Below are 24,793 nucleotides of genomic sequence, written 5' to 3'. Positions count from 1 at the left end.
TGAATGACGTTGATAAAAAAATATCATTGTAATCGAAAGCGATTTTTTTGCGACCTTTTTGCACAAGCGACGTCTATACCAGTACATCATATCGATGAATCGACAATTCAATAGGAGAATCCAATGAAACGCTTTCATGTACACGTATCAGTAGACGACTTAGATACCAATATTGCCTTCTACAGCAAATTGTTTGGACAGGCACCGAGTAAGCAACAAGCGGATTATGCGAAATGGATGTTGGACGATCCGCGCATCAACTTTGCGATTTCGAAGCGAGGCCACACCGTCGGCTTGAATCATTTCGGCATGCAGGTTGATACAGCAGAAGAGTTGGCGGAATTAAAGGCCCTGGCAGATGCCGCATCGCAAGGACAAAGTATTGATCAATCAAACGCCACTTGCTGTTATGCGAAGAGCGAAAAGCATTGGACGCTCGACCCACAAGGCCTCGCATGGGAACATTATTTTACGATGGCCGACGCTGTCGAATTTGGTGACGACCATGCGCCCGACTCTACAGCGTGCTGCATTCCCGTGATGAGCAATGCGGAAGAAAAAGCAGCCGGCAATTGCTGTGTGCCTAAGCAGGCTACGGCGACCAAATCTTCTTGCTGCTAAGGAGTCCCCTTGCTTGCTGCAGCTACATCACCTGAGCTCGGAACCGCCTACCTAGCCTTGCGCCAGCAGTTGCGCAGTTTCTTGCGACGCCATGTATCTGATGCGAGTGTGGCAGACGATCTGCTACAAGATATTTTTGTCAAAGCGCTGCAGTCGCATCGCTCCGGAAAGACGATTGCGAATGTCACTGCATGGCTTTACACTGCGGCGCGCACGACCGTGATTGATCACTATCGTGCGCAAGCAGAACCCCATGTCGAACTCGACGAATCGCATTGGATATCAGAAGAAAATGAACTAGAACTGCATAGCAAACTCGCACTCTGCCTGCGACCATTTGCCGAGCAACTCGCGCCGATCTATCGCGACAGCTTATTGGCAAGCGAGCTCGATGGCATAGGAATGCGTGAACTTGCAGAGCGTGAAGGTGTCAGCCTATCGGCAATCAAGAGTCGCGTCAGCCGCGCACGCAGCATGTTGAAAGATAAGGTATTGAAATGCTGCCATGTGGAGATGCAGGATGGTGTGGTCAGTGATTATTTTCCGAATACAAAGTGTGTTAAAGCTTGTTGATTTAGATTACAGTGTAGATTATCAATCATCATTCGGAGCATGTTTTGAAACGCCCTATGTTTTTGTCCTTACTGATTCTAGTATCGCTTCCGGTCTGCGCCAGTAATCAAGAGTTGTGTACAAACTTAAGTCAATTTGCGAACTCAAGCATTGAAGGAAAACCGAGCTTTGTCGAATTGACGACGTTCTGGGGCGTGAGAAAAACGGGCAACACGATCTCGATAGGGGAGAAAAGTTGTTCTCACGATCAAAGTGAGGGAGCGAAAGCTTTTTGCACCTATCTGTCGCGCCATTCGTCGACCGAGTTTCCAGAGATGAATTTCAGACGCATTTTGGCCTGTTTGCAGGGGAAAGACCCGTTTGAACCAAATGTGCAAGTGAATTTACAAGACATTAGTATCAATATTTATGAAAGCAGCTTTCTTGAAAAGGATTTGAGCGTGCGTCTTGATCATAAGCGTAAGAGTGATGGGGCGACGATGCTGATTGAAGTGAAGCGATGGCCTCCTGAGAAGGAGTGAAAGTGGTGCCTAGTGCATTGCGAATTTCTCTTAGGTAAGCGGATCTCAGACGCCTCCTATTTTGTGACGGCAACTCGCGCAGATTAAAGTTCATTTAAGTGAAATTGACTTATTTTCTGCGAGGGTTCTTGTTACGTAATATTGCATCTACCCATCATTGCTTTACCGCAGACCAATAAGCAAGAAATTCGCGTCCAGTTGAGTTGGTAAGGCCTTCCATATGACCTCCTTTGAGCACGGCAGAATGATTGTAGGGGCCAGACTGGTCTGCGGTAACAAATGCGATGCGTACCGCTCCCCACGTTGTATTGATTCTTCCTTGGGTGATCGGTGCGCCGTAGAACGTGCCTTCAAAGGTGTTGTTGGGGTTAATCTTTGTTACGACAAATTCTTGAAAGTAGGGCGCGGCATCTGGGGTCGGACGTAGATCTACTTTCCATGTGCCTAGCACCTCTGAGGCACTTACAGTCGCTTGCGTTGGAACCTGAGCAATGGCTAGTGAGGAGATCAAGGCGAATACGGCCGCAATCCACAATGATTTCTGTGAGCGTTCGGCACGAGACTGACGAAATTTTGGCGAGAAGAGTTTACAGAACGCTTTCAGTTGGTGGATAACACTTTGCATAGAAATCTCCTTAGTTCGATGTAGAGTCGGTTGTAGTTGATAACTTCACACTTTCTATTCAACCCATTGATTCTAAATCGATATAGACTGGCATTAACGGTTCAACGAAATTTGAACCGATTTGAAATGGATTCATGATTGGTGAGTCGAGTTCGAATAGAGCGAGTTGCACAGGCTCCAAAGGGTTAGATCGGTTTTTCGAGGTCGAATTCCTGTGGCGATTGCACGGCATTTGTAAGGCGACATCCTTGGCGAAGTAGACCCAGGGCAACTGGTCCAACATAAAACGTATTCACGCGGGTGAAGAGTTTTGCGATCGCATTGGAAAAGGTCGAGTGTAGTGATCTCGATGTTGGTGTGCTAGATACAGTTGCAACTCTCCCTGAGATGAGGACTTCATGAGAAAACATTCCACCATGAGTAAATGTAATGCTATCGGGATTCAATAGTTGATCAACCGAGTATAGAACACTGCCATCTGTTTGCACGACGCTCCGTACATTGATGGCCAAATTCTTCAGCATAACTAAGTATGTTGGACACATTAATGACGATTCTTTCGCAGTAGCTCGAAGCGTTGGTAATGAGGTTCCGGTGGTGAAATTGGTTCGTTCCTGTTGATCGAAAAGGCCCGTAAGTACATAGCAAATACTATGTTTTTTCTCAACTAGCTCGAACAAAGACAACAGATCGTCAGCTGTTGCGAAGAAATGGCGTTGTGGCATCTACAGACCTAACTTAAAAGATTAAATGGTGCACTCTAAACCATTGATCGTCGAACCCTTGAATTACACATCAAAGATCTTTTTGCCAAGTTTCTTAAACTACTTCATTGAAGTCGATGTGGTCGTAGTCGTTGGATGTTTGGATATTGCAAAGTGTTCTTCAGACAATTGCTTGCAGATACTCCATAGCGCAGGACATCCGCGCTCAATCGTAGGACCGTACCGCTGTAACACCTGTTCGAGTGTGACATTGCTTTCGGTCCAAGTCCCACCGCCGGTGCTAACATTGGCGAGCAATGGTTGTATTCGATCTAATGCTTTTGCGAATAGTGCATCTTCAGACTGTGCCTCTTCAAATTCGTGCCATAGCGCCAAGAGCTCTGCAGCCTGCTCTTTGGGGAGTAGACCAAAGAGCCGATTGGCCGCCTGAGTTTCAAGGTAATGTTGTTCGTCTGGTGATGAACCTCCATGAATAGGCGTATCTCCGACGTCGACTTCGACTACGTCGTGGATGAGGAGCATCTTAATAACGCGTTCAATGTTGACGCTGCTGCTTGCATAATCCTGCAAGAGCAATGCGAACATGGCTACGTGCCAAGAGTGTTCCGCGCTGTTTTCCTTACGGCTTTGGTCAAGTATCGGAGATTGCCGAATGACTGATTTTAGGCGATCAATTTCACTCAAAAAAGTGAGTCTTTGAATGAGTGGATTGGTTTGCATAAGTGGCTTGAAGAAGTAAATTTAATTTTGAGTGGTACAGGGCGAAAACGCCAACTAGTTCTTCAATATGAAATGTATCAAGCTTACCCAGTGTCTTCGCCTAACTGACGTGCGCTACCAATGGAGCAGCCCCGGAGCGCACCTTATCTATTGAAAGAGCGCTCGAGGCAATTCTAAACTTTAATCATCGCCCAAACTAGCCAACAACTCCGCCTGATGTTCCGCCACCAAAGCATTAGTCAATTCCACTAAATCACCATCCATGATGAAATCGAGTTTGTACAGAGTGAGGTTGATGCGGTGATCGGTCATGCGGCCTTGTGGATAGTTGTACGTGCGGATGCGTTCGCTGCGGTCGCCTGAGCCGATCAGGCTCTTACGCGTGGCCGCTTCTTCTGCTTGCTTCTTGCGCAACTGGCCGTCCATGATACGGGTCGCCAATACGCGCATCGCTTGTGCTTTGTTTTGGTGTTGGCTACGGCCGTCTTGGCATTCGACCACAATGCCTGTCGGAATATGCGTCAAACGTACTGCAGAATCTGTTTTATTAATGTGCTGACCACCGGCACCAGAAGCGCGGAAAGTATCAATACGGAGATCGGCGTTGTTAATGACCACGTCGACTAATTCATCGGCTTCTGGCATGACGGCGACGGTGCATGCTGAAGTGTGAATACGACCTTGGGTTTCTGTCGCTGGCACGCGCTGTACACGATGGCCGCCCGATTCAAATTTGAGCTTGGAGTAAGCTCCAAAACCTGCGATACGGATGATGACTTCTTTGTAGCCGCCGAGTTCAGATGCAGACTCCGACATCACTTCGATTTGCCAGCGATTGCGTTCTGCGAAGCGGGTGTACATGCGTAGTAAGTCGCCTGCAAACAGGGCTGCTTCGTCACCGCCAGTACCTGCACGAATCTCGAGCAAGATATTGCGCTCATCGTTAGGGTCTTTCGGCAACAGCATGGTTTGCAAATCGCGCTGCAAGCCTTCGATACGTTCTTTAGCCGCGCTGATCTCTTCTTGCGCAAACTCTTTCATCTCAGGATCGTTGAGCATCTCTTGCGCTTCGATGATGTCGTTTTGCGCCTGTTGATAGTTGTTATACAGCGCAACCAATGGTTCAAGCTCGGCATGTTCGCGATTGAGCTTGCGATAGTTGTCCATATCATTGGTGACGCCTTCTTGCACCAAGAGTTGACCAACTTCGACCAAGCGTTCGGAAAGTTGATCTAATTTTTGTAGCATCGATGGTTTCATGATGTGCTCTTTATCTTCTATAGCTTGATGATTGTATTGGGGTTCGAATCGTTGGCTGGTATCACGATTCGGTGGCGTCTTATTCGCACTACCACCGGCGTCAGATTCGAAAAAATCTTAAGTATGGAACTGGGAAAATGAGGTCAAACACAAGTCGGCCAGTCCATGTTGAGATGGAACTAGCCTAGCTAACGTTTGGTGCGGAAGAGTTGCGGCAGTAAGCGAACCAGATGGGCGCGCTCTTCACCTTGTGCTTGATGCAAAGCCTGTTGCGGGCCATGCAAGAACTTGGCGGTGATGCCTTTAGAAAGTGCTTCGAGCACAGCTTCCACATCTTCACCGCGGGCTAGCATTTTGCGCGCGCGTTCGAGTTCGTGTTGGCGGACTAATTCGCTGGTCTCGTGTAAGTCTTGAATCACAGGGACCACGTGACGACCATCGACCCAATGCATAAACGATTGCACGCGCGTTTCGATAATTGCTTCCGCTTGCGCGACAGCAGCATGGCGGTTTTCTAAACCGCTTTGTACGACGCTTGCTAAGTCATCCACGGTGTACAAAAACACGTCGTCGAGTTGTGCCACTTCCGATTCAATATCACGTGGTACGGCAAGGTCGACCATGAAAATCGGGCGATGCTTACGTGCTTTGATGGCGCGTTCAACTAAGCCCAAACCCAAAATTGGCAAGGTGGACGCGGTACAAGAGATAACGATATCAAACTCGTGCAAGCGGTTCGGTACATCGGCTAAGCGTATCGCTTTACCGTTAAATCGGTTCGCCAAATTCTCACCGCGCTCTAAGGTGCGGTTGGCGATGGTGATGTTCTTTGGATTCTGTGCGGCGAAGTGCGTCGCGCATAATTCGATCATTTCACCCGCGCCGATAAACAGAATGTTTTGATCGGCGATCTTATCGAAGATGCGTTGAGATAAGCGCACGGCTGCAGCTGCCATGGAAACGCTATGTGCGCCGATTTCTGTCGTGCTTCTGACTTCTTTTGCCACCGCAAAAGTGCGTTGAAACAGTTGGTGCAGATAAGTGCCAAGACCACCAGCTTCTTCGGCTTGACGCACGGCATCTTTCATTTGTCCCAAAATCTGCGGTTCACCGAGCACCATAGAATCCAAGCCAGAGGCTACGCGGAAAGCGTGGCGCACGGCATTGTCTTGTGGCAGTGTGTAAAGATGATGGCGTAAATCTTGGTAGGGCAGCTTGTGAAAATCGGCTAAGAATTGTGCTGTGGTGTCGATAGGATTAGCGACATCGGCTACCGCATACAACTCAGTGCGATTACAGGTCGACAACACCGCCGTTTCTGAAGCTTGCTGGGAACCATTACGCGCAAACCATGCACGTGCGCCCACCACCGCCTGAGAAATTTGCTCAGGCGAGAAGGCTACCTTCTCGCGTAAAGCGAGAGGTGCAGTCGTGTGGTTAAGGCCGACGGCGAGTAATTGCATAATGATTTTCGAGTGAAGGCCTGCATTATAGCGCGACTCAAGCCGGCTTTCATCGACACGGGCCGAATCTTGAGTAAAATCAATTGTTATTTAGATACCATTTGCTGGAATTTCGATGGTAAAGCAGGTGCCTTCGCCAGGGATGCTGGTAAAGCGAATTTGCGCAAAGTGGCGGTCGATGACGGTTTTCACAAATACCATCCCGAGGCCAACGCCATCATTTTTGATTTGATCGGGACCGCGTCCAAAGCTAAAACGTTGGAAGCGTTGGAATAAACGGCTTTGATCAGCACGGGCAATGCCGTAGCCTTGGTCTTGAATCGTACACACCACATAGTCGTTCAGATTTCGTGTGGTGAAGCCTAAGCTGCAGGTCACGGTGGTATCGGTCGGACTGTATTTGATCGCGTTGGATAAGAGATTGGTCAGAACGCGGGTCATCAAGCTGCGGTCTACGCGTACCGGATATTCACCCTCAGGAATGTCATTGTGTAAGGTGATCCGTTTATTTTTCGCCAAGGTCCACATTTCTTCTGTGGCGTCGATCAAGAGATCTTGTAAGTCGACCTCTTGGAAGCGATATTCGGTCGCCTCCGCATGGGCGAGATGTACAAAACTATCCGCGAGACTTAAGGTGGTATTGGATGCTTTTTCTATGCGTTTCAAAAACTCTTGATGTTCAATTGCCGTATCGGGATTTTTTTGCATCTCGATCAAAGCCAAAATCGATGCTTGCGGGGCTCGCATATCGTGAGAAATGAAATGCAGCATCTCATCACGACGACGCTCTGCTTGGCGAATTTCGGAGATGTCGATCAAGCTGATGATCCAACCGATCAAGACTTTTTTGCTGGTGTAGCAGGGGGCACTCTTGATAATCAGATCGCGGCCTTTCGGGTCTTCGACTTCAACACCTTTGCTCAGCAATTCAGTTTGATCGAGGTCGAGAATATGCCACCAACTAAACTGTTGTGGTTGCACTAAATACTCGGTATGAGGCTGGCTCATATTTGAGAATAGATAGGGGACCAAGGTATCGATTACATGCGGCATGCCTATGCTTTTAAAGTATTCCACTGCAGCAGGATTGGTCAAAACCACATTGCCATCAATCGTGGTCACCATCGTTGCATCGGGCAGGCTGTGCAGGCTATCGGTCACAAATTGACGCAAGTCTCGTACGCGCCGTACGGCCGCTCGCATCGCTTGAATATGACGTTCTAGCCGATCTTGAATTTGTGTTTGCGCTGGGCTGGGGATGCCGTCTTTGGAAGCAATTTCGACGTTTGGTTCCGGTAATAGATTGGGTTCTTGATCTAGCAAGACAAATTCTTGACCAAGGAAAACGATGGCGGCCTCAAGGCGACGCCAGCCCCAAAGCGGATAAGCGATGATCAAAACCACGATAGAGGCACCGGGCGCAATCCAGTATCCGAAATGCAGAAGTAAGGCGCAACTGAGCACGCAAAACAAAGTCAAACCTAAGACTGTGATAAGCGCAATGCGTGGCGACGCAAACAGGAAACTCGACAGTGCCAGTAGCAAAATCAAAGCGGTAAAGGCCAGCGTTTGCGCATTGTTGGCGGGCATAATGCTACGTTGGTCGAGTAAGCTCGCTAAGATATTGGCATTGATTTCAACACCGGATAAAACTCCTTCTGTTGAGGTGACCGGTGTTGGAAAAGCATCGGCCATACCTTGAGCTGTGGCACCGATCAACACATACTTATCCCGAAATACTTCGTTCGATACTTCGCCGCGCAGCACAGATACGTAGGGAATCGACGTAAAGTGACCGCTACCTCCATAATAGGGAATATGCATGCGCCAATTGCGATGCCAGATGCCAGCGCTGTAACTAAACTCTTGGTCATGGATGACGGTGCCAGCTAAATCGACCGAATTAATATCGCGATTCAAGCCTCGGCCAATGTCATATAAACTGAGCGTGAAGTGTGGCCACCATTGACCTTGCGTCCCTTCTTTGAGATAAACGCTGCGTGCGACTCCGTCGTCATCGAGTTCAATATGATTGTGTCCCACACCTCTCACCGCATTGGCAAACAGGGGTATTGGTAAGCCTGCTTGCAAGCCACTACCCGCATCGACATTGGCAAGGGGGATGACGACATTGCCGGCATTTTGCATTGCCGCAGCTAACAGCGCGTCGCCCGTAACGAGGTTGCTGGAGTTACTGTGTTCAGCTTCCGCGAAGATAACGTCGAAGCCTATGGCTTTTGGTTTGGCTACGCTGAGTTTCTGCAAAAGTTGGGCGTGGATATCGCGTCGCCATGGCCATTTACCTAGTTCTGCAATACTGAAATCGTCGATGGCAACAATGACGATGTCATTGCGAGCGGCTCTGGATTGGGTTTGCAAAAGTTTGTCATACAGACTTTGATCGAATCGTTTTAAACTCTGACTGAAAATGAGTATCGCTGCAAGAATCAATAGACCAATAGCCAATATCAACCATTCTCGCAAGGCGAGATGACGCCGCATAAACGCAGACTTTACCGAGCTGGCGAAACGAGTGATGGCCACGCTGATCCTTTAATTTTTCATTGAACGTTTGGACGAACAACACCACTTGTTGATTGCAAGCTTTCACCAGTGCCAGTTGTCCAGCGTAGACCAACTTCAAATTTCTGAGGCATGGAAAATGCACCTATGAAACGGTCTGCATCGGTGGCGCGAACGCGAATGTAATAGATGCCTGATTCGGGGCGTGGCATTTGCACTTGTGCATCGCTTACCTCTTTACTGAGTAGCGGTTTTTTGAATTCAGGTTCGTTGGCAATCTGTACTAGAAAGCGCTGTCCAGGTTCCGATGGCCAACTGAAATGAAGCTGGTTAGCGCCATTATCGACAAATGCATTGACGCTTTGACCTGGTAATACGCTAAAACTTTGTGGATTGGAGAAGGGACCATGATCAGGGCCGGATGTTCGCTCTGCAACCGCCGCCACGCGCCAAAAATACTGCCCCACACTAATTTTGTCGGTACTAAATTCCGCAAGAGTAATTTGGTTTTGATCTAAGACGATTTGATTGAACTGTGCATCGCTTGCTACTTGTAAGTGGTAGCTCTTAGCCTCGATACTTTGTGCCCATTTAAATTCGATGGTTTGTGAACGCACCTTATGTTTCGGTTGCAGTGGGAAAGGCGGCTCTGGCTTAGCTTTGAGTTTAAAAGGCGTCACGTTAGGGAGGCCTTCTAGGTGATTGCTGTCGATGGCAGTCATGCGAATAAAATAGTCACCATCCTCGAGATCGCTAAATTGAAACTTGAGGTCTTTCGTGATGCTCTCTGCGACCACATTTTGTGCTTGCACATCTTTGCTAATTTGAGCACGATATTCGCTGGCCCCTTCGACCGGATTTAAGTTGAAGTTGAGACGAGGTCGTTCTTGCAATTGGAAACCAGTGACGAGTGTAGGTGCTGGCAGCAGCGGTACAGGCTTGCCTACACCTTCACGTGTGACGATATTGCCTTGGCCTGCGGGAAGAATGACGGTATTCGATTTTTCGGCTTGGCCTGCCGCTACACCACCTTCAAGCACTTCGTTCGCGATGCCATTGTCATTGACACCGACCCGGAAGTGGGTGCCGCGCACACCAGCAATCGCCAACTTGGAACGTACCTCAAAGCGACCTCTATTGGCATCGAGCTTAGTGACTTGTGATTCGACGCGACCATCTAATAATTTGATTTCAGTACGCGGGCTCTTGGTAAATTTGGTGATGCGTAAGCGATTCAAAATCGCTTGGCTGTTGGACGGGATGGAGACTCTCGAGTCGTCGACCAATGCGAGCGTGACAAAGCCATTTTTGCCAGTATTAATTTGGGTACCTTCGTTGATGCTGCTATTGAGGGCGATGGCGACTTCTTGACCATTTTTAAGTGTCGCTGAGACTATCCCTGCTAAGGCAACCACGCGCGCTGGTGCTGCTTCTTCCGCTAACAGTTCGGCAGGAATAATCACGGCCGAACCAATGGGGATAGCGCGTTCATTACCAATCCGATTGCGTTTGCCGATTGCTTCCCAATGTGAAGTGGTGTCAGTGAACTGTTTGGAGATGGACATCAAAGTATCGCGCTCGGATGCGTAGTAGACGAGATCAGCGGCAATAAGCTCAGTACTACCAGGTTTGCCCCGCACTTTTTCCGCCTGACTCGGTGCGCTTTGCAGCGTTAAGAGAATAACGCCTATCACGCCCGCCAATGAGACAAAGCGATGAATAAATTTCCCAAGCGAAGGCGAGGCAAGATGGGAAGTTGCCTGAATGTGCGAAATGACTTGCATGAATTCTCCGATCTGGTCAGGTACGCCATGTAGCGAGCTGACCAGTGCATCAATGATTTATTCTTTACCGATTTGTTCGAGGCGATAGCCGTAGCTATACACAGGTGCGAGACGATAGCCGTTCTCAGGACGCAGATCGAGCTTACTGCGTACGCGTGAGATATGCGTATCCATGGTACGGGAAGGGACTTCGATATCGCGTGACCAAACTGCTTCCAAAATATAAGCGCGAGAAAGTGGACGACTGAGATTCTGGAAGAGCAATAAAGCGAGGTCAAATTCTTTTTGGGTAAGTTCGACTTCTTCGCCATTGAGTTTCGCACGGCTAGCGCGGATATCAAACTCGTATGGGCCAAAGCTGATAATTTCGCTGGCCGTTTGCGTGGGGTAGGCACGGCGTAGTAATGCTTGTACGCGGGCGACTAACTCAGCTCGACGTATTGGCTTGATCATGTAATCGTCGGCACCTGCAGCGAGTCCGGCAACGATGTCATCTTCGCCAGAGCGGCTGGTCATGAACAGCACAGGTAGGGTGGTCGATAATTTTTCACGTACCCATTTCAAGATTTCCGTACCGTTTAAATCAGGTACATGCCAATCGAGAATCAAAAGGTCAAAGCTTTCTCTATGCAACTGATGCATCATCGCTTTACCACTGGAAAAAGTATGGCAAGTGTGGCCAGCATTGCTTAAGGTTGCCGCAGTGAGATCGAGCAAGTTTTGGTCGTCGTCCAGAATGGCAATTCTCATAGGTTCTCAGTCAATAGCGTTACTTAATAATCAATCACAAAAGATGGCCCTTGTGCGCCATCCCAATTGTGGATCGTACCTGCGATACAAGTACGATCCTTTGCATGGATTAACCGCGCAATTCAGCGTCCGGAAGAATCACGTTAACGTCTAATACTTCGAGATTACCTTGTTTGTCGAGAGACACTTTGATGTCATCAGGATTTACTTTGGTATACTTCGAAATAACGGCGATGAGTTCTTCACGTAGCGCAGGCAAGAAATCGTAGCCTTCACGACCGCCATTGCGTTCACGCGCAATGATGATCTGCAAGCGTTCTTTTGCAGCGCTGGCACTCTTTGGCTTGTTGTTGAACAAAAACGAAAGCAAAGCCATCTTACTTACCTCCAAAAATACGTTGCAGCAAACCTGGCTTTTCGTAATCAACAAAACGCAAAGGAGGCTGTTCGCCCAAGAAGCGCGATACCACGTCGCCATAGGCTTCGGAAACATCGCTGCCGGTCATGTGAATAGCTGGGTTACCATGGTTAGATGCATGCAACACAGTTTCAGATTCCGGAATGACACCGATCAATGGAATACGCAAAATTTCTTGAACGTCTGTGTAGGAGAGCATCTCGCCAGCCTCGACACGTTTCGGTGAGTAACGTGTAATCAGTAAATGCTCTTTGACTGGTTCCCCACCTTGTTGCGCGCGCTTAGATTTGGCCTGAATGATGCCCAAGATACGATCGGAGTCGCGCACTGACGACACTTCAGGATTAGTCACGACAATTGCTTCATCAGCGAAGGTTAAGGCCATCACCGCACCACGTTCAATGCCCGCTGGTGAATCGCAAACAATATATTCGAAATCCATCGCGATCAAATCGTTGAGAACCTTTTCTACACCTTCTTCTGTCAATGCATCTTTGTCACGCGTTTGAGATGCTGGCAAGATGAAGAGATTGTCGCAGTGCTTGTCTTTGATCAGCGCTTGGTTCAGTGTCGCTTCGCCGCTAATGACGTTGACTAAATCGTAAACCACACGACGTTCGCAGCCCATAATCAAATCGAGATTACGGAGGCCGACGTCGAAATCGAGCACTGCTGTTTTATGTCCACGCAATGCTAGACCAGAGGCGAAACTCGCACTTGACGTGGTCTTGCCAACACCGCCTTTACCAGATGTCACAACGATGATTCTTGCCACAGAGTACTCCTTCAATAAAACCTTGATCAATGCAAATCTAATCAAGGATAAACATCAATAAAAAACGAAAATGCTTGCTGTTGTTATTCCATGTGATCGCGAGTTTTTTTTTAATTCGCTGTCTTCATGGAGGTCATTTCTATACTATCGCCGACCAGCTTAATTTGTACCGGCTGGTTAGCTTTGAATTCGGGGAACCCGTTGTCGAAAGTGCGATAAATGCCTGCAATGGACACCAGTTCCGCTTCCATCGCTGCGGCGAAAATACGTGCTTCCGTATTGCCGCGAGCACCTGCTAAAGCACGACCTCGTAGCGGAGCATAAATGTGGATACTACCGTCGGCGATTACTTCTGCGCCATTGTTGACGGAAGCGGTGACAATTAAATCGCAGCCTCGCGCATACACACGTTGGCCTGCTCGCACTGGCGTGTCAATCACCATCGCTGGAATATAACTTGGCGCTACGGCTGCCGCTGGTGCCGGCGTTGGTGTAACTTCGACGGGCGCAGCCTTTACTTCAACCGGTGCGACTTCTTTCGGCACTTCAGGCCGTGCTTTGCTGACGACATCGATACTGAGACCGTGTGAGCGGATCGCAGCGTGATCTTCTTCTGCAGCGTTACGCACAGCGACAACGTGTAAGCCATGTGTCTTAAATAAAGTAATGATCGCAGACCAATCGAGTTTTTCAGCTTGAATGGATTCGATATCGAGAATAGCGAATTCGTCATCAAAGAAATCGGGTGCGCCCCCAGTCATTTCCTTGAGTGCTTGCTCAAGCGATGAGAGTGCAGATTCATTGAGGCTTACAGCGACTGCCACGACCGTGGATATTTTTATTTCTATGGGCTTACGTGTCAGACTATTTTGCATAAATGAGAAGCAATTTGAAAACGATGTTGATCTGGTTTCTTTTTCTTTAAGGGTGAGTTTTTTCTAGTGTTGAGATTGATCACAATCGCTTGCTTTCAACATGAAAAAAAACAGTCTTTAGAATTAAGAATGCAATAGGCTACATCGTACCAATTGATGAGGCAGTTAGCAAAAGAGGATTGAGTCCAAATGCGGTTTTTGAGGGATTTTCATGACAAACGGCGCAAACTGTTGCGACATTCAAGTGAAATGCAAATCGAAATGAAGAATTAATTGCCATATGGAAATTTGAGGCGATATTTCTCCTGCTAACCTTTGAGCGAAATTGGGCGGTAATCGAGCTTGATATTGGCATCACTTGCACGACGTCCAGCAGTTTGTCTCCGTCCTTGGGTTTTGCGCGTATTGAGAAAAGTTGATTGCTGTTTCTCGCGGCGGTCGGTGGCGCGACGATCTTGGATTTGACGGCGTTCAATGAACGTTTCTTCAGTGCCCGATTGCGTGTTCAGTCCCCCTCGAACAGGTGGATTGCCGCGGCTTGGGCGTGCAGCGTTTTGCATGCTATTCGGCTGCTGATAATCGAAGATGCGAAAAATTTGTAGAGGAGACATGGCCTTGCGAATGAAAATCTAACCGCTCAGTAACGGCAGCTCTGTTGTTAACTTGAGGGATTTTCTTCTAAATTTACGTCTTTATGCGCTTATTTCCGCCTAAAAATTCCATATGGAAATAAAGTTCGATCAAACGTTTCCGCTCGTTAACTTTGAGGCAAATTTAGCTTGCTGAAAGGAAACCTTGAGCGGTCTCCGCTTACATGAGAGTTTCGACTTTTTCGTCAGTTGCTCGGCGACCGAAACTGCGGCGTCGACCATTGTTTGTGCGGGTATCGAGATACGGGTGGCAGTTGACTTTGCGTCGTTCTGCTAAGCGACGATCGGGAATCTTGCGACGTTCAACGAATTCTGTGGGTTTTTCAGGCGTAGAGTTGGTCCCAGCATGACTGCCAGAAGTGCTGACCACACTCTGCTTAGAGTGATCGGTAAACATATCAAAGAATTGAAAGATTCGAGGCCTAACCATCGACTTCACCTTTACTTACTGACGCACAGTGGTGCTGAATACAAACGAATTGAAATCATCTCAGCAGTTTTCGTGCCAGCGAGAATGTTTGTGGAATCGGTGTAAAGAGGCGCTAACTTGAGGATTTGACGTGTAAATTTACCGAAATTTTTCGTGTAAATTGGCATGTAAAGGAACACTTAATAAAAAAGCGAGTAGTTTGATCTACTCGCTTTTTTAATGTTGAGAATGGTGGAAGTCTATTTTTCTGTACCCACGCCATGTGCTTGTTGATCTGCATGGTAGCTTGAGCGCACCATCGCACCGACAGCCGCATGAGCGAAGCCCATTTTGTATGCCTCTTCTTCGAACATTTTGAAAACGTCAGGGTGAACGTAACGACGTACTGGCAGGTGGTGACCACTTGGTGCCAGATATTGGCCGATGGTGAGCATGTCAACATTGTGAGCGCGCATGTCGCGCATGACTTGCAAAATTTCTTCATCGGTTTCACCGAGGCCAACCATGATGCCGGATTTCGTCGGTACATTTGGATGCTGTTCTTTGAAGCGTTTGAGTAGGCTTAAAGAATATTCGTAGTCAGAACCTGGACGCGCTTCTTTGTAGAGGCGTGGTGCTGTTTCCAGATTGTGATTCATCACATCAGGAGGTGCCATGTTCAAGATTTCTAAAGCACGATCCATGCGGCCACGGAAATCTGGAGTCAAAATTTCGATGCGTGTTGACGGCGATAGTTCACGAATCTTCTTGATGCATTCAGCGAAATGCGCAGCACCGCCGTCTCGTAAATCATCGCGATCGACGGAGGTGATGACGACATAGCTCAAGCGCAGTTCTGCAATTGTCTTCGCCAGATTCAGCGGTTCATTCTCATCGAGGGGATCTGGACGGCCGTGGCCAACATCACAGAATGGGCAACGACGCGTGCACTTATCACCCATGATCATAAAGGTTGCTGTGCCTTTACCAAAGCATTCGCCGATATTGGGGCAGGTCGCTTCTTCGCAGACGGTTACCAATTTATTTGCACGCAAAATATCTTTGATTTCGTAGAAACGTGTCGTTGGTGAACCTGCTTTAACCCGAATCCAATCTGGCTTAGGCAAGCGTTCTGCAGGCACAATCTTGATCGGAATACGAGAAGTTTTGCTCGCGCCCTTTTGCTTTTCAGTCGGGTCGTAGTTGGTATTGTCAGCGAGCGGTGTATTTTCGGTAGTCATAGCAGATTAAAACGAATTAAACGACGGTCAATAAATGTTGTAAGCGTTGTGCCAGCGCGTGTTGGACTTGATTCAATGGCGCGTTTACGCCTAGGGTTTGCATATCGATGGTAGCCAAGCCTTTGTAACCACAAGGATTAATCCAAGAGAAAGGGCTTAAATCCATGGCGACATTCAAAGAAACACCATGATAAGTGCATCCATTGGCGCGTACTTTTAAGCCCAGCGCGGCGATTTTTGCACCTTGCCATTGACCTTCTTTGAGGTAAATTCCAGGCGCACCTTCGACGCGTTCACCGACGATATTATACGCCTGAAGGGTATCAATCACCGCTTGTTCTATCTTAAACACGAATTCTCTAGCGAACAAACGGCCTTTGGTGTGCCGGCGGCGTAGGTCTATCATCAAGTAAATGACGACTTGCCCGGGGCCGTGGAAGGTCACTTCGCCACCGCGATCAGTTTGTATGACAGGAATATCATGCGCTGCCAGCACATGCGAACGATCAGCGCCGAGGCCAAGCGTAAATACAGGGGGATGTTCAACGATCCATAATTCGTCTGCGCTGTGTTCATCGCGAGCGTCAGTAAAGGTGCGCATCGCATCGAAACTCTTTTGATAGTCTTCTTGGCCACGATAGCGGACGATAATTTGATTATCCAAGATACTTACCCTCGATCACGCTAGACGACGCACTGTCAGTCTTTGTATATAAAACTGGCCATCAATTACTTTGCGAAAAGGAATGCCATCGACCAGAAAGCCCGGGCCACCTTGCTGTAGCCAAGAAGTAGCCAAGCGGTCGAAGCTCTGTGTGTCGAGTCCTAACATCGGCGCCATAATGACAAAGCGCGCATCGGGCTTCTGGCGCTCGACGATACTCTGCAATTTTTCTAGTAATTCAGATGAAGGGTTTTCCACAATGCATGTCCCAAGCGAAGGTGCGTGATTTTGCGATAAATACACACCGCTGTGCTGCTTATTTTTGTCACAAGTGTTTTGCTGCCCTCACCCTTCGCGATAAGGGTAAAGACTGTCGCTGTTAATTACTGCAAGATTTACAGCACCATTTTAACCATAGGGTGTGATGACAGCGCGCGATAGATATTGTCCAATTGTTCGCGATGGATCGCACGAATGGTAATCGTTAGTGCGAGGTAGTTACCTTTGCTTGATGGGCGCATTTCCAATTTACCCGCATGGAAAGTCGGGTCGTGAATCATGACGACCTCAACGATGGTTTGGGCGAAGGAATCCTGCATCACTCCCATCACTTTGATAGGGAAATCGCATGGATATTCGATCAGGCTTTGCTCTGGTGGAATGTGTTGCATATTTAAAAAATTTTGTAAAAAGAGAATGTTTGATTGCAGCGCGCTCAAATAGAAATCAGACTGTTGAGGTATGTTGAGTGTGCAAGCGTTAGCCAAGAGTTGAGATTACTGAAAGCAAATGCGAAGCTTTAATCTCAAATGGGGATCAAACGTGGAATAGCAATAGTGTGAGGCAGAGCACCCGGATACGCAAGTAAACATGCTCCTTTGACCATAAAATAGGCTTTATCAAATAGGAATTGGCGGTCTGCTAATGGCATAAAAAACTTCAGATAAAAAAATGCCTGACGGAGTGTTCAGTCAGGCACCTTAATATTCTGGATTTATCCGCTTGCTCTTTTATTTGAACAATAGACGAATCGAATCCCAAGCTCGGCCAAAAATACTTGCTTGACTCACTTGCTCTAAGGCGACGACGGGGAATTCCACAACGGGTTTGCCATCTAGCATCATCTTCATCGTACCAATTTTGCTGTTTTTGTCGATCGGTGCGACCAATGGATCTTTGCGCTCCAATGCCGGTTTCAAACGTGCAGCGCTGCCCTTAGGTAAAGTGACATATAAATCCTGAGTAAAACCGATTTTGACTTTGCCTTGGCTACCTTTCCACACTTCTGGAGTATCGACAGCCTGATCTTTCGCATACAGTTTTACGGTATCAAAATTCAAGAAACCCCAGTTTAAAAGTTTCAAACTTTCCTGCGCGCGAACTTGGTCGCTGTCTGTTCCTGTTACAACAGAAATCAAACGACGTTGTCCGCTACCGTTCGGACGAATCGCTGAGGAGATTAAGCAATACTTCGCAGATTCAGTATGACCTGTTTTCATACCGTCGACCGTTGGGTCTAGCCACAACAAGCGATTGCGGTTGGCTTGGGTGATTTTGTTATAAGTAAAACTCTTGGTGGAGTAATAGGTTTTGTAGAATTCAGGATGGTCGAGAATTAAACGCGAAGCCAGCAACGCAAGATCACTGGCGGTGGAGAAGTTATCTGGGCTAGGTAAGCCATGGGAGTTGGCGTAACGCGTAGACTTCATACCCAATCTCGCCGCTTCGCGATTCATTTGCACTACGAAAGCATCTTCACTACCGGCGACAGCTTCGGCTAAGGCGACAGAGGCATCATTGCCAGATTGAACGATCAAGCCAAATAGTAAGTCGTTAATACTCACCGGCGTAGCTGGGTCGATAAACATTTTGGAGCTACTTGCGTCGACTTTCCAAGCTCGTGTTGAAACCGTTACTTGCTGCGCTAAATCCAAGCGTTTTTCCTTGAGGGCATTGAATACCAAATAGGCGGTCATGATTTTGGTCAAGGATGCTGGTTCAATCTGTAAATTGGCATTCTCAGAATCGATGACCTGATTACTCGTGGCGTCCAAAAGAACCCACGATTTGGCAGCAATAATCGGTTTAGGCAAACTTTGTGCTTGAACCTCAAAGCTGCCGAGTAACACTGCGCTGCTGGAAAAGGCGATCAAGAGTGAGGAGAGAAATTTTTTCATTATGCGTAAAACTCAAGAGAAAATCGAATGGGAAATCAGGTCCACAAGTCGGTCACAATTTTTTTGATATGTGGCAGACGTTTGTGAAAAAAATGGTCAGCGCCAGGGATGACGACAACCGGAATATCTTGTGGGCGCAACCAATCAAACACCGCTTGTAGAGGAATCGTGTCATCGAGTTCGCCGTGAATTAGAATCGTATCTGCAGGAATATCCGGCATCGCCCATTTGCCTGCGGCAGCGCCGACCAATACTAATCTTTGCACTGCGACGCCAGCTTCGTTCAAGCGTTGATGTAAGCGTGACTGCACAAAAGTACCGAAGGAAAAGCCGCTTAAGACTAAAGGTAAATCGGGATACTCCTGTCGCATATGCTTAAGCAGGGTTTCCATATCATCAGTTTCGCCTATGCCAGCATCATGCACGCCTTCCGATTGACCAACTCCGCGGAAGTTCATGCGCACTGTGACGTAGCCGAGGCTGACAAAAGTACGTGCGAGTGTTTGCGCCACTTTATTTTCCATCGTGCCGCCGAACAGTGGGTGCGGATGCGCTACTAGGGCTAGGCCCTTGAGTTGCGGGAATAATTCGGCATCTGGTAAATTTAGCGCGCACTGGATATTGCCGGCAGCGCCTTGAATCAGAAAACTTTTGCTTTGTACGTTCATAGCTTATCGCGCATCAAACTTTTAAACGTTCCACTACACCACCGCCAATCAAATCGACCTCGATGATTTCATCAATATCGCTTTGATCGACATAGGTGTACCAAGTGCCTTGCGGATAGACAACGAGCACTGGGCCATCATCGCAACGATCTAGGCAACCTGCCTTGTTAATGCGAATTTTACCTGCACCGTTTTGGTCGAGCTGTTTGATACGACGTTTTGCATGCTCTTGCGCCGCTTGTGCCCCGCGATGTGCACAACATGAGCGACCATCATCGCGTTCATTCATGCAGAAGAACACGTGTTTTTTAAAATAAAGGGATTCCGACATGAGAGAAAATCTAGGTGGTGTGCTTCAATCAAACATTCTGTGGAAATAGCAGCAGGTTTTTCTTGAAAAAAATGCAGCCAAGTCAATGCAGGCGCTATGATACAACGATTAGCAAAGGGCGGCAGTGCTGACTTCTAAATATTCGTTTATAAGATTCGGGCGATAGTTGATCGGTACTGCAAGAGTTTCACTCACTTTCTGGTTTTGGAGTCAAAATGTTACGTTTATGTTCATTCTTTACAGCTTTGATCCTCAGTTTAAGTTTGAGCTTAAGTGCTTGTAAAAAGCATAGTGAGCCAGTGAAGACAGAGGGCGGTGAGTCTACGAGCGCAAACGTAGAAGGCAAGAAAGCCGCGTCGCCAGAAGAACCATTATTTAAAATTGCCGAGCAATCAAGGAAAACCCTGGATGATGCTAAGAAGCTCGAAGAAGAGATGAAGAAGGCGGCAGAAGCACAAAAGAAAGCCTTAGATGCTCAAGAAAAAGCGATAGAAGAGGCTAAGTAGCTTTATTTAGACCAAGCTAGCAGCAGCTATTTACTGTCGCTCTTATTGGCTCTTTTACTTACTTTTGGTTTTGTTGCAGGAAAAAGCGTCGCAGCTTGCCTGATTAAAGCAACTAATTGTTGAGGCTGGTCGAGTTCGTCACTTAAAAGGTAATAGTTTTTAGCCCCCGGATAGGGCGGTGCTTCGTTGACGCTATCAAGCATTGCTTTCAACTGTGGATGAGGTTTAAGAAAAAACTGATTGTCACAGAGGAAGGCGACGACTCTATCGTCGCAATATAATGCGTATTCGCCAAACATTTTCTTGTAGCGCACTGCACCTGCATGGCGGCATTGGTCGACAATAAACTCTACAAAACTGATATCGGTCGCCATACTTCGTTACCTTATTTCAATAGAAAGCGTAGCGGTTCAGCTAGGCGAGCGCGCCAAGCGCGTTCGTTGTGATCAGCGCCTGCGAAATAACGTGTGACCCAATCTTTATCCTGCTGGTAGTGCTTTTCACGCATGAGTTGGTCTATCTGCTGTTGGTGCTCGCCATATAGCGCGTCTAGCCCTTGGTCGCCATGGTCGAAATAAATTTTATGCTGGCCAGCGGCTGGCAAATGTTGCTGCAGCCATGTGCGATAGCTTCGCGCGATGGTGGCGAGACTCGTGCGATCGGGAGGTGTGGTCAGTTGAGGATTGGTCGCGATAATCCAATGAATCGACAGACAGCCTGCTCCACCGAAGAGTGAGGGATATTTGGATAAGGCATATAGTGAGATCAATCCACCCATGCTTGAGCCCATTAAAAAACGGTGATCGTGCTTGGCAATCGTTGGAAAATGTTGGTCTATATATGGCACCAACTCTTCGGCAATAAATTTGATATAGGCATCAGCCTGTGGGCTCGTCCCGCCATCTGCACTTGGCCTAGGGATGCGCGCTTGAAGTGCTGGAGAGAGTGTTTCTATCGGTTCTTGTGGGCCATATTCCCGGGAACGGTAGCTTTGACCATTCCAGATCGCAACGACGATTGTCGGACGAATCGCATTGGCTGCTCTTAACGCTACCAGATGTTTGTCAACCTCCCATGCTCCATGGGCAAAGGAGGCTGCAGGTTCAAATAAATTCTGCCCGTCGTGCATGTACAAGCTGTCATACCGCTCTTGTTCGTTGTAGTCGGGAGGTAACCAGATTCTGACCTTTCTTGGTGTAATGAACTGACTAGGAAAGGACTCAATGTCAACAAAACGTCCACCCGCTTGTGGTGCAGCGTGAGTGACGGATATCGATCCCAGCAAGCCGAAAGATAAGCCAGCAGCCAATATTTGTCGCCGTTGAACCATGTGATTTTCTCCGGGTTAGGCTTGCTCAGATAGATCAGGGGTTGGCTTGCAAAACAAGGCGAGCCAAATGAGGCCAAGTAAGCCCGCTCCCAATGACGCAACCATAATTGCCATCTTCGAGGCATTAATTAAATTTGCTTGGCCACTAAAGGCGAGATTTGTAATGAAGATGGACATCGTAAAGCCGATGCCGCCGAGCATGCCAGCGCCAATAATGTGTTGCCACTTCAGTTCTGCGGGCAGACTGCACCACTTGAGCTTCACGGCCAAGATACAAAATAAGACGATACCTAGAGTTTTGCCTATGATTAATCCAGAAATAATTCCCACGCTGTTCGCGCTGCCGAGTTGATCCATCCAGTCAGCACCAATCACGATGGCAGTGTTGGCCAGGGCGAAAATCGGCAAGATCAAAAAAGCGACCGGCTTATGGAGCGCATGTTCGAGCTGATGCGAGGGGGAGCTGCTGTCATTGTCTTTTGCTGAGTATGGAATCGCAAAGGCTAACATCACGCCGGCGATCGTAGCATGCACTCCTGACAGCAACATACAGGTCCACATGGCAACGCCACCGATTAGATACGGCGCTAAATGCATGATGCGAAGTCGTCGATTTAGAAACACGAGCACGAACCAAATCGCCAATGCAGCACCAAGATAAATTAATTTTACTTGGGCAGTGTAAAACAAGGCGATGATGATAATGGCGCAAAGATCATCGATGACCGCAAACGCCACCACAAACACTTTGAGCGCTGGTGGAATCCGTGAGCCGAGTAAAGCTAATGCGCCTAGCGCAAAGGCAATGTCGGTTGCCATCGGGATGCCAATGCCTGCTTGGCTTGGTAGTCCTTTGTTCATCGCAAAGTGAATCGCAGCAGGAGCGAGCGTGCCACCAACTGCTGCAATGATCGGTAGTAAAGCATTCTTAAAACTTGAAAGTTCCCCGCTGTACAGCTCACGCTCCAATTCCAAGCCGATTAAGAGGAAAAACACTGCCATGAGCGCATCATTAATCCACAACTCTAAACTAAGGCCTGCAAATTTCTGTTGCCAGAAATCGATATAGCTTTGCCCTAACCAGAGGTTTGTGAGCATGAGTGAGATCAGCGTACATAGAATCAAAATAATGCCACTACTCTTTTCTGAGTTCACAAATGCCTCGAATGTCGAAGAAAGTCTTTGGAGGCTAGTTTGTGGTTGGGCGAATTCTTGTTTCGTCATAGTGTTTCCGTGGATGAGGCAAATTATGTGCCCTAATTACTTCGGGCGCCAAGTGCAATCGTAACAGAGAAAAAACAATTTAATTTGACTTCGGACGATGGGGTTTGCTTAGGTACCAAATTGCGCTGAAAGGCCAAGCAATTGCAAGGAATTGCGCTGCTCCATAAAAATTCAACATTTTTCCCTGCACCATATTTTGTAAAGTGTTGAGAAAGTAAGGGTTACTCGGAATCAGGTTGACTAAAACGAGACTAATCAACAGCAATAGAATACTGAGTCGACGTTGTGCATGGTTAGGGGCGAATGAAAACCCATACAACATCAAAATGCCAATCATGATGCCACCTTGTGCCCCAGGAGTTAGCCAAGCGAAGGCATTTTCTTGCCCAAACATGAGGGCACTTGCTAGGGTTTTGATACACAGACCACCCAATAAAATTAAGCTAGATAATCTAAATTTAGGGGCATGTCGGTTCAATAAAGAGAGTGCAAACAATATCGCGCCAGCACAACCGCAGGCTGTAATGATTGCTTCGGAAATAAGGTAGAGCTCGGCTGAAAGCTCAACGCCTTGGCGGAGTATGGCACTAAAGTCGATGCTAATGTCCAAATAAGTTTCGGCAGCTTGCGATAAGAGATTGAGCACTTGACCATGGCCAAACAAGAAAGCCTGCGGGAAAATTTGTGCGAGTGGCCACAGTCCGATGATGACGATTTCTCGCGGCGATTCTCGCCATAGCCAGTTTGATCGCAAGCTATTGAGTTTGCCATTATCAAGGATAGCAGGCGTTACTGCAGCACCAATCAGTGCGCCTATCAATGCGCCCGAACTGTTGGTCACGATATCGAGCAAAGAAGTGACTCGGCTTGGGAGCAAAAATTGCAAGCTCTCCATGCAAAAACTGAGGAGCAAACCGCACAACAGGGCGAGCGGAATCGACCAAGTTCTTGATATTTTGGGATAGCACGAAAAGACGATCAGAACACCGAACGGTATGTAGCCAATGACATTAATCAAAATATCGAAGCGAATCCAATAATGTGGCCATTCTTGAATTTGATCGAGGTAAGCCGCAAGAGTTTCAAACTGCCAACCAGAAAAAGGGTAGCAACTCGCGTAGATAATCAGCACGGTGTACGCAACTAAGCATGCTCGAGAGAATGGTGAAGCGCTAGGCTCGACAGAAGTCATGTGCAAATTGCGATTGCTAATTTTGAGTGTGGGATACGATTATCCCGCTAGCCATCGAGTGGCGCTGATGATCGTAAAACGTATCACGGTATTTTAGCGGATTGTTGTTCTTGTTGCGCCCATTGCAGGATCTTTTGAATAATTTGGTCGCTGGCATGGCTCATCGCAATCGCGCCACCTTTTGCATCAGCGGTATTGGCATCGACTTCGCTAGAAAAAGACTTTTGCGCTAGCAAATTATTTTTATAGACCAAGCCAACCCGCAATTGGATATGCGCCTGACTGCGTTGTGGAGTACTGAAGTGCTGCGCAAATTCATCGAGCTCGATTCGTAACAGCGGGACATCTTTGATGCCATCGCTCGCAGATAAGCCCGCGCCGCCAGCCTGATTGATGGCTTGCTTCAGACGTAGATTGAGAAGCTGTGCCGGTGACGCGCTCCAGCGGCTGTGAGCGTATGGTTTCAGTGCTAGCGGGTTTTCATAGTTGAGTCGGTACAGCATAGCGTTGCCGTCAAGGCTGTCGGGTACTTGAATATTGGTAATGACCCATTTCACATTTTTCAGTTCAAGTGTCGAGCTTTTGGACGTTGCTACACCAGGACCAAAGTCGAAACTTTGTGTGGTATTGCTTGTGGCGCAAGCCGCCAAAAGCAGAAGTAGCGCTACTAAACTAGAGTGAATTAAGCTGATGCGAGCTCGCTTGTTGGAATGGAATGGACGGTTCGTCATAAGATATTCTCTATTCATTTAACTGGCATGGCGGAGT

28 protein-coding genes are annotated in these 24,793 nt (G+C 47.8%); 4 read left to right on the top strand and 24 right to left on the bottom strand.

Annotation, left to right across the window (positions count from 1 at the left end):
• Nucleotides 1–123 precede the first annotated feature (123 nt).
• Genes H8K36_RS15505 through H8K36_RS15495 form a run of 3 tightly spaced genes read left to right on the top strand, consistent with a single transcriptional unit; the run spans nucleotide 124 to nucleotide 1,715 of the window.
• Entirely contained in the window at nucleotides 124–621 is a 498-nt protein-coding gene (locus H8K36_RS15505; protein ID WP_186917370.1) for an ArsI/CadI family heavy metal resistance metalloenzyme, read from the top strand.
• Between the two features lie 9 nt (nucleotides 622–630).
• Complete coding sequence (locus H8K36_RS15500; RefSeq protein WP_186917371.1) at nucleotides 631–1,194, top strand: sigma-70 family RNA polymerase sigma factor; 564 nt, start codon at nucleotides 631–633, stop codon at nucleotides 1,192–1,194.
• 56 nt (nucleotides 1,195–1,250) lie between these two features.
• On the top strand, nucleotides 1,251–1,715 hold the full coding sequence (locus H8K36_RS15495; RefSeq protein ID WP_186917372.1) for a hypothetical protein: 465 nt from the start codon (nucleotides 1,251–1,253) through the stop codon (nucleotides 1,713–1,715).
• 154 nt (nucleotides 1,716–1,869) lie between these two features.
• Here H8K36_RS15495 and H8K36_RS15490 read toward each other — a convergent pair whose 3' ends face one another.
• From H8K36_RS15490 to H8K36_RS15400, 19 genes are all read right to left on the bottom strand, one after another.
• Nucleotides 1,870–2,340, bottom strand: coding sequence for a hypothetical protein (locus H8K36_RS15490; protein ID WP_186917373.1), 471 nt, complete (start codon nucleotides 2,338–2,340; stop codon nucleotides 1,870–1,872).
• A gap of 824 nt (nucleotides 2,341–3,164) precedes the next feature.
• Nucleotides 3,165–3,785: an HD domain-containing protein gene (locus H8K36_RS15485; RefSeq protein WP_186917374.1), complete on the bottom strand. Its 621-nt coding sequence runs from the start codon at nucleotides 3,783–3,785 to the stop codon at nucleotides 3,165–3,167.
• 180 nt (nucleotides 3,786–3,965) lie between these two features.
• Nucleotides 3,966–5,045, bottom strand: coding sequence for a peptide chain release factor 1 (gene prfA / locus H8K36_RS15480; protein WP_186917375.1), 1,080 nt, complete (start codon nucleotides 5,043–5,045; stop codon nucleotides 3,966–3,968).
• A 188-nt stretch (nucleotides 5,046–5,233) separates the two neighbouring features.
• Nucleotides 5,234–6,508 (bottom strand): glutamyl-tRNA reductase, encoded by a 1,275-nt coding sequence (hemA, locus tag H8K36_RS15475; RefSeq protein WP_186917376.1) that lies wholly within the window; start codon nucleotides 6,506–6,508, stop codon nucleotides 5,234–5,236.
• A gap of 90 nt (nucleotides 6,509–6,598) precedes the next feature.
• A complete protein-coding gene (locus tag H8K36_RS15470; RefSeq protein ID WP_329604233.1) occupies nucleotides 6,599–9,052 on the bottom strand; it encodes a CHASE2 domain-containing protein in 2,454 nt (817 codons plus the stop codon).
• A 17-nt stretch (nucleotides 9,053–9,069) separates the two neighbouring features.
• The gene (locus H8K36_RS15465; protein WP_186917377.1) at nucleotides 9,070–10,815 is read right to left on the bottom strand and encodes a FecR family protein; all 1,746 of its coding nucleotides are present in this window, start codon (nucleotides 10,813–10,815) and stop codon (nucleotides 9,070–9,072) included.
• A gap of 57 nt (nucleotides 10,816–10,872) precedes the next feature.
• Nucleotides 10,873–11,565, bottom strand: a complete 693-nt coding sequence (locus tag H8K36_RS15460; RefSeq protein ID WP_186917378.1) for a response regulator transcription factor — start codon at nucleotides 11,563–11,565, stop codon at nucleotides 10,873–10,875.
• A gap of 109 nt (nucleotides 11,566–11,674) precedes the next feature.
• Nucleotides 11,675–11,941, bottom strand: coding sequence for a cell division topological specificity factor MinE (gene minE / locus H8K36_RS15455; protein WP_186917379.1), 267 nt, complete (start codon nucleotides 11,939–11,941; stop codon nucleotides 11,675–11,677).
• Nucleotide 11,942: 1 nt separating this feature from the next.
• Nucleotides 11,943–12,758 carry a septum site-determining protein MinD gene (gene minD, locus H8K36_RS15450; protein ID WP_186917380.1) on the bottom strand — a complete coding sequence of 272 codons (816 nt, stop codon included), beginning with the start codon at nucleotides 12,756–12,758 and terminating at the stop codon, nucleotides 11,943–11,945.
• A 110-nt stretch (nucleotides 12,759–12,868) separates the two neighbouring features.
• Nucleotides 12,869–13,633, bottom strand: a complete 765-nt coding sequence (gene minC, locus H8K36_RS15445; RefSeq protein ID WP_186917381.1) for a septum site-determining protein MinC — start codon at nucleotides 13,631–13,633, stop codon at nucleotides 12,869–12,871.
• Between the two features lie 308 nt (nucleotides 13,634–13,941).
• Nucleotides 13,942–14,244: a hypothetical protein gene (locus tag H8K36_RS15440; protein ID WP_186917382.1), complete on the bottom strand. Its 303-nt coding sequence runs from the start codon at nucleotides 14,242–14,244 to the stop codon at nucleotides 13,942–13,944.
• Nucleotides 14,245–14,443: 199 nt separating this feature from the next.
• The gene (locus H8K36_RS15435) at nucleotides 14,444–14,680 is read right to left on the bottom strand and encodes a hypothetical protein (RefSeq protein WP_186920455.1); all 237 of its coding nucleotides are present in this window, start codon (nucleotides 14,678–14,680) and stop codon (nucleotides 14,444–14,446) included.
• Between the two features lie 272 nt (nucleotides 14,681–14,952).
• Nucleotides 14,953–15,933 carry a lipoyl synthase gene (gene lipA / locus H8K36_RS15430; RefSeq protein ID WP_186917384.1) on the bottom strand — a complete coding sequence of 327 codons (981 nt, stop codon included), beginning with the start codon at nucleotides 15,931–15,933 and terminating at the stop codon, nucleotides 14,953–14,955.
• A 16-nt stretch (nucleotides 15,934–15,949) separates the two neighbouring features.
• The gene (gene lipB, locus H8K36_RS15425) at nucleotides 15,950–16,597 is read right to left on the bottom strand and encodes a lipoyl(octanoyl) transferase LipB (protein ID WP_222611244.1); all 648 of its coding nucleotides are present in this window, start codon (nucleotides 16,595–16,597) and stop codon (nucleotides 15,950–15,952) included.
• Between the two features lie 15 nt (nucleotides 16,598–16,612).
• Nucleotides 16,613–16,855: a hypothetical protein gene (locus H8K36_RS15420; protein ID WP_186917474.1), complete on the bottom strand. Its 243-nt coding sequence runs from the start codon at nucleotides 16,853–16,855 to the stop codon at nucleotides 16,613–16,615.
• A gap of 137 nt (nucleotides 16,856–16,992) precedes the next feature.
• Nucleotides 16,993–17,268 carry an HP0495 family protein gene (locus tag H8K36_RS15415; protein ID WP_186917385.1) on the bottom strand — a complete coding sequence of 92 codons (276 nt, stop codon included), beginning with the start codon at nucleotides 17,266–17,268 and terminating at the stop codon, nucleotides 16,993–16,995.
• A 339-nt stretch (nucleotides 17,269–17,607) separates the two neighbouring features.
• On the bottom strand, nucleotides 17,608–18,774 hold the full coding sequence (locus H8K36_RS15410; protein WP_186917386.1) for a D-alanyl-D-alanine carboxypeptidase family protein: 1,167 nt from the start codon (nucleotides 18,772–18,774) through the stop codon (nucleotides 17,608–17,610).
• Nucleotides 18,775–18,809: 35 nt separating this feature from the next.
• Nucleotides 18,810–19,442 (bottom strand): alpha/beta hydrolase, encoded by a 633-nt coding sequence (locus H8K36_RS15405; RefSeq protein ID WP_186917387.1) that lies wholly within the window; start codon nucleotides 19,440–19,442, stop codon nucleotides 18,810–18,812.
• A gap of 13 nt (nucleotides 19,443–19,455) precedes the next feature.
• A complete protein-coding gene (locus H8K36_RS15400; RefSeq protein WP_186917388.1) occupies nucleotides 19,456–19,773 on the bottom strand; it encodes a (2Fe-2S) ferredoxin domain-containing protein in 318 nt (105 codons plus the stop codon).
• Between the two features lie 215 nt (nucleotides 19,774–19,988).
• On the opposite strand from H8K36_RS15400, the gene H8K36_RS15395 reads away from it, so the two are divergent.
• Nucleotides 19,989–20,279 carry a hypothetical protein gene (locus H8K36_RS15395; RefSeq protein WP_186917389.1) on the top strand — a complete coding sequence of 97 codons (291 nt, stop codon included), beginning with the start codon at nucleotides 19,989–19,991 and terminating at the stop codon, nucleotides 20,277–20,279.
• A gap of 26 nt (nucleotides 20,280–20,305) precedes the next feature.
• Here the strand turns inward: H8K36_RS15395 and H8K36_RS15390 are convergent, their stop codons facing one another.
• The 5 genes from H8K36_RS15390 to H8K36_RS15370 all read right to left on the bottom strand — a co-directional run bounded on the left by H8K36_RS15390 (nucleotide 20,306) and on the right by H8K36_RS15370 (nucleotide 24,756).
• Nucleotides 20,306–20,653 carry a TfoX/Sxy family protein gene (locus H8K36_RS15390; protein ID WP_186917390.1) on the bottom strand — a complete coding sequence of 116 codons (348 nt, stop codon included), beginning with the start codon at nucleotides 20,651–20,653 and terminating at the stop codon, nucleotides 20,306–20,308.
• Nucleotides 20,654–20,664: 11 nt separating this feature from the next.
• A complete protein-coding gene (locus H8K36_RS15385; protein ID WP_186917391.1) occupies nucleotides 20,665–21,609 on the bottom strand; it encodes an alpha/beta hydrolase in 945 nt (314 codons plus the stop codon).
• 15 nt (nucleotides 21,610–21,624) lie between these two features.
• Complete coding sequence (gene nhaA, locus H8K36_RS15380) at nucleotides 21,625–22,833, bottom strand: Na+/H+ antiporter NhaA (RefSeq protein ID WP_186917392.1); 1,209 nt, start codon at nucleotides 22,831–22,833, stop codon at nucleotides 21,625–21,627.
• Nucleotides 22,834–22,912: 79 nt separating this feature from the next.
• Nucleotides 22,913–24,025, bottom strand: coding sequence for a VanZ family protein (locus tag H8K36_RS15375; protein WP_186917393.1), 1,113 nt, complete (start codon nucleotides 24,023–24,025; stop codon nucleotides 22,913–22,915).
• 83 nt (nucleotides 24,026–24,108) lie between these two features.
• Nucleotides 24,109–24,756 carry an ABC-type transport auxiliary lipoprotein family protein gene (locus H8K36_RS15370; protein WP_186917394.1) on the bottom strand — a complete coding sequence of 216 codons (648 nt, stop codon included), beginning with the start codon at nucleotides 24,754–24,756 and terminating at the stop codon, nucleotides 24,109–24,111.
• Nucleotides 24,757–24,793: the final 37 nt, after the last annotated feature.

Origin of the sequence: Affinundibacterium nitidum (assembly GCF_014284155.1) — a bacterium.
GTDB lineage: Bacteria > Pseudomonadota > Gammaproteobacteria > Burkholderiales > Burkholderiaceae_D > Undibacterium > Undibacterium nitidum.
Note: the sequence above shows the minus strand (reverse complement) of the source record. Positions and strands in the feature narration are given on the sequence as shown.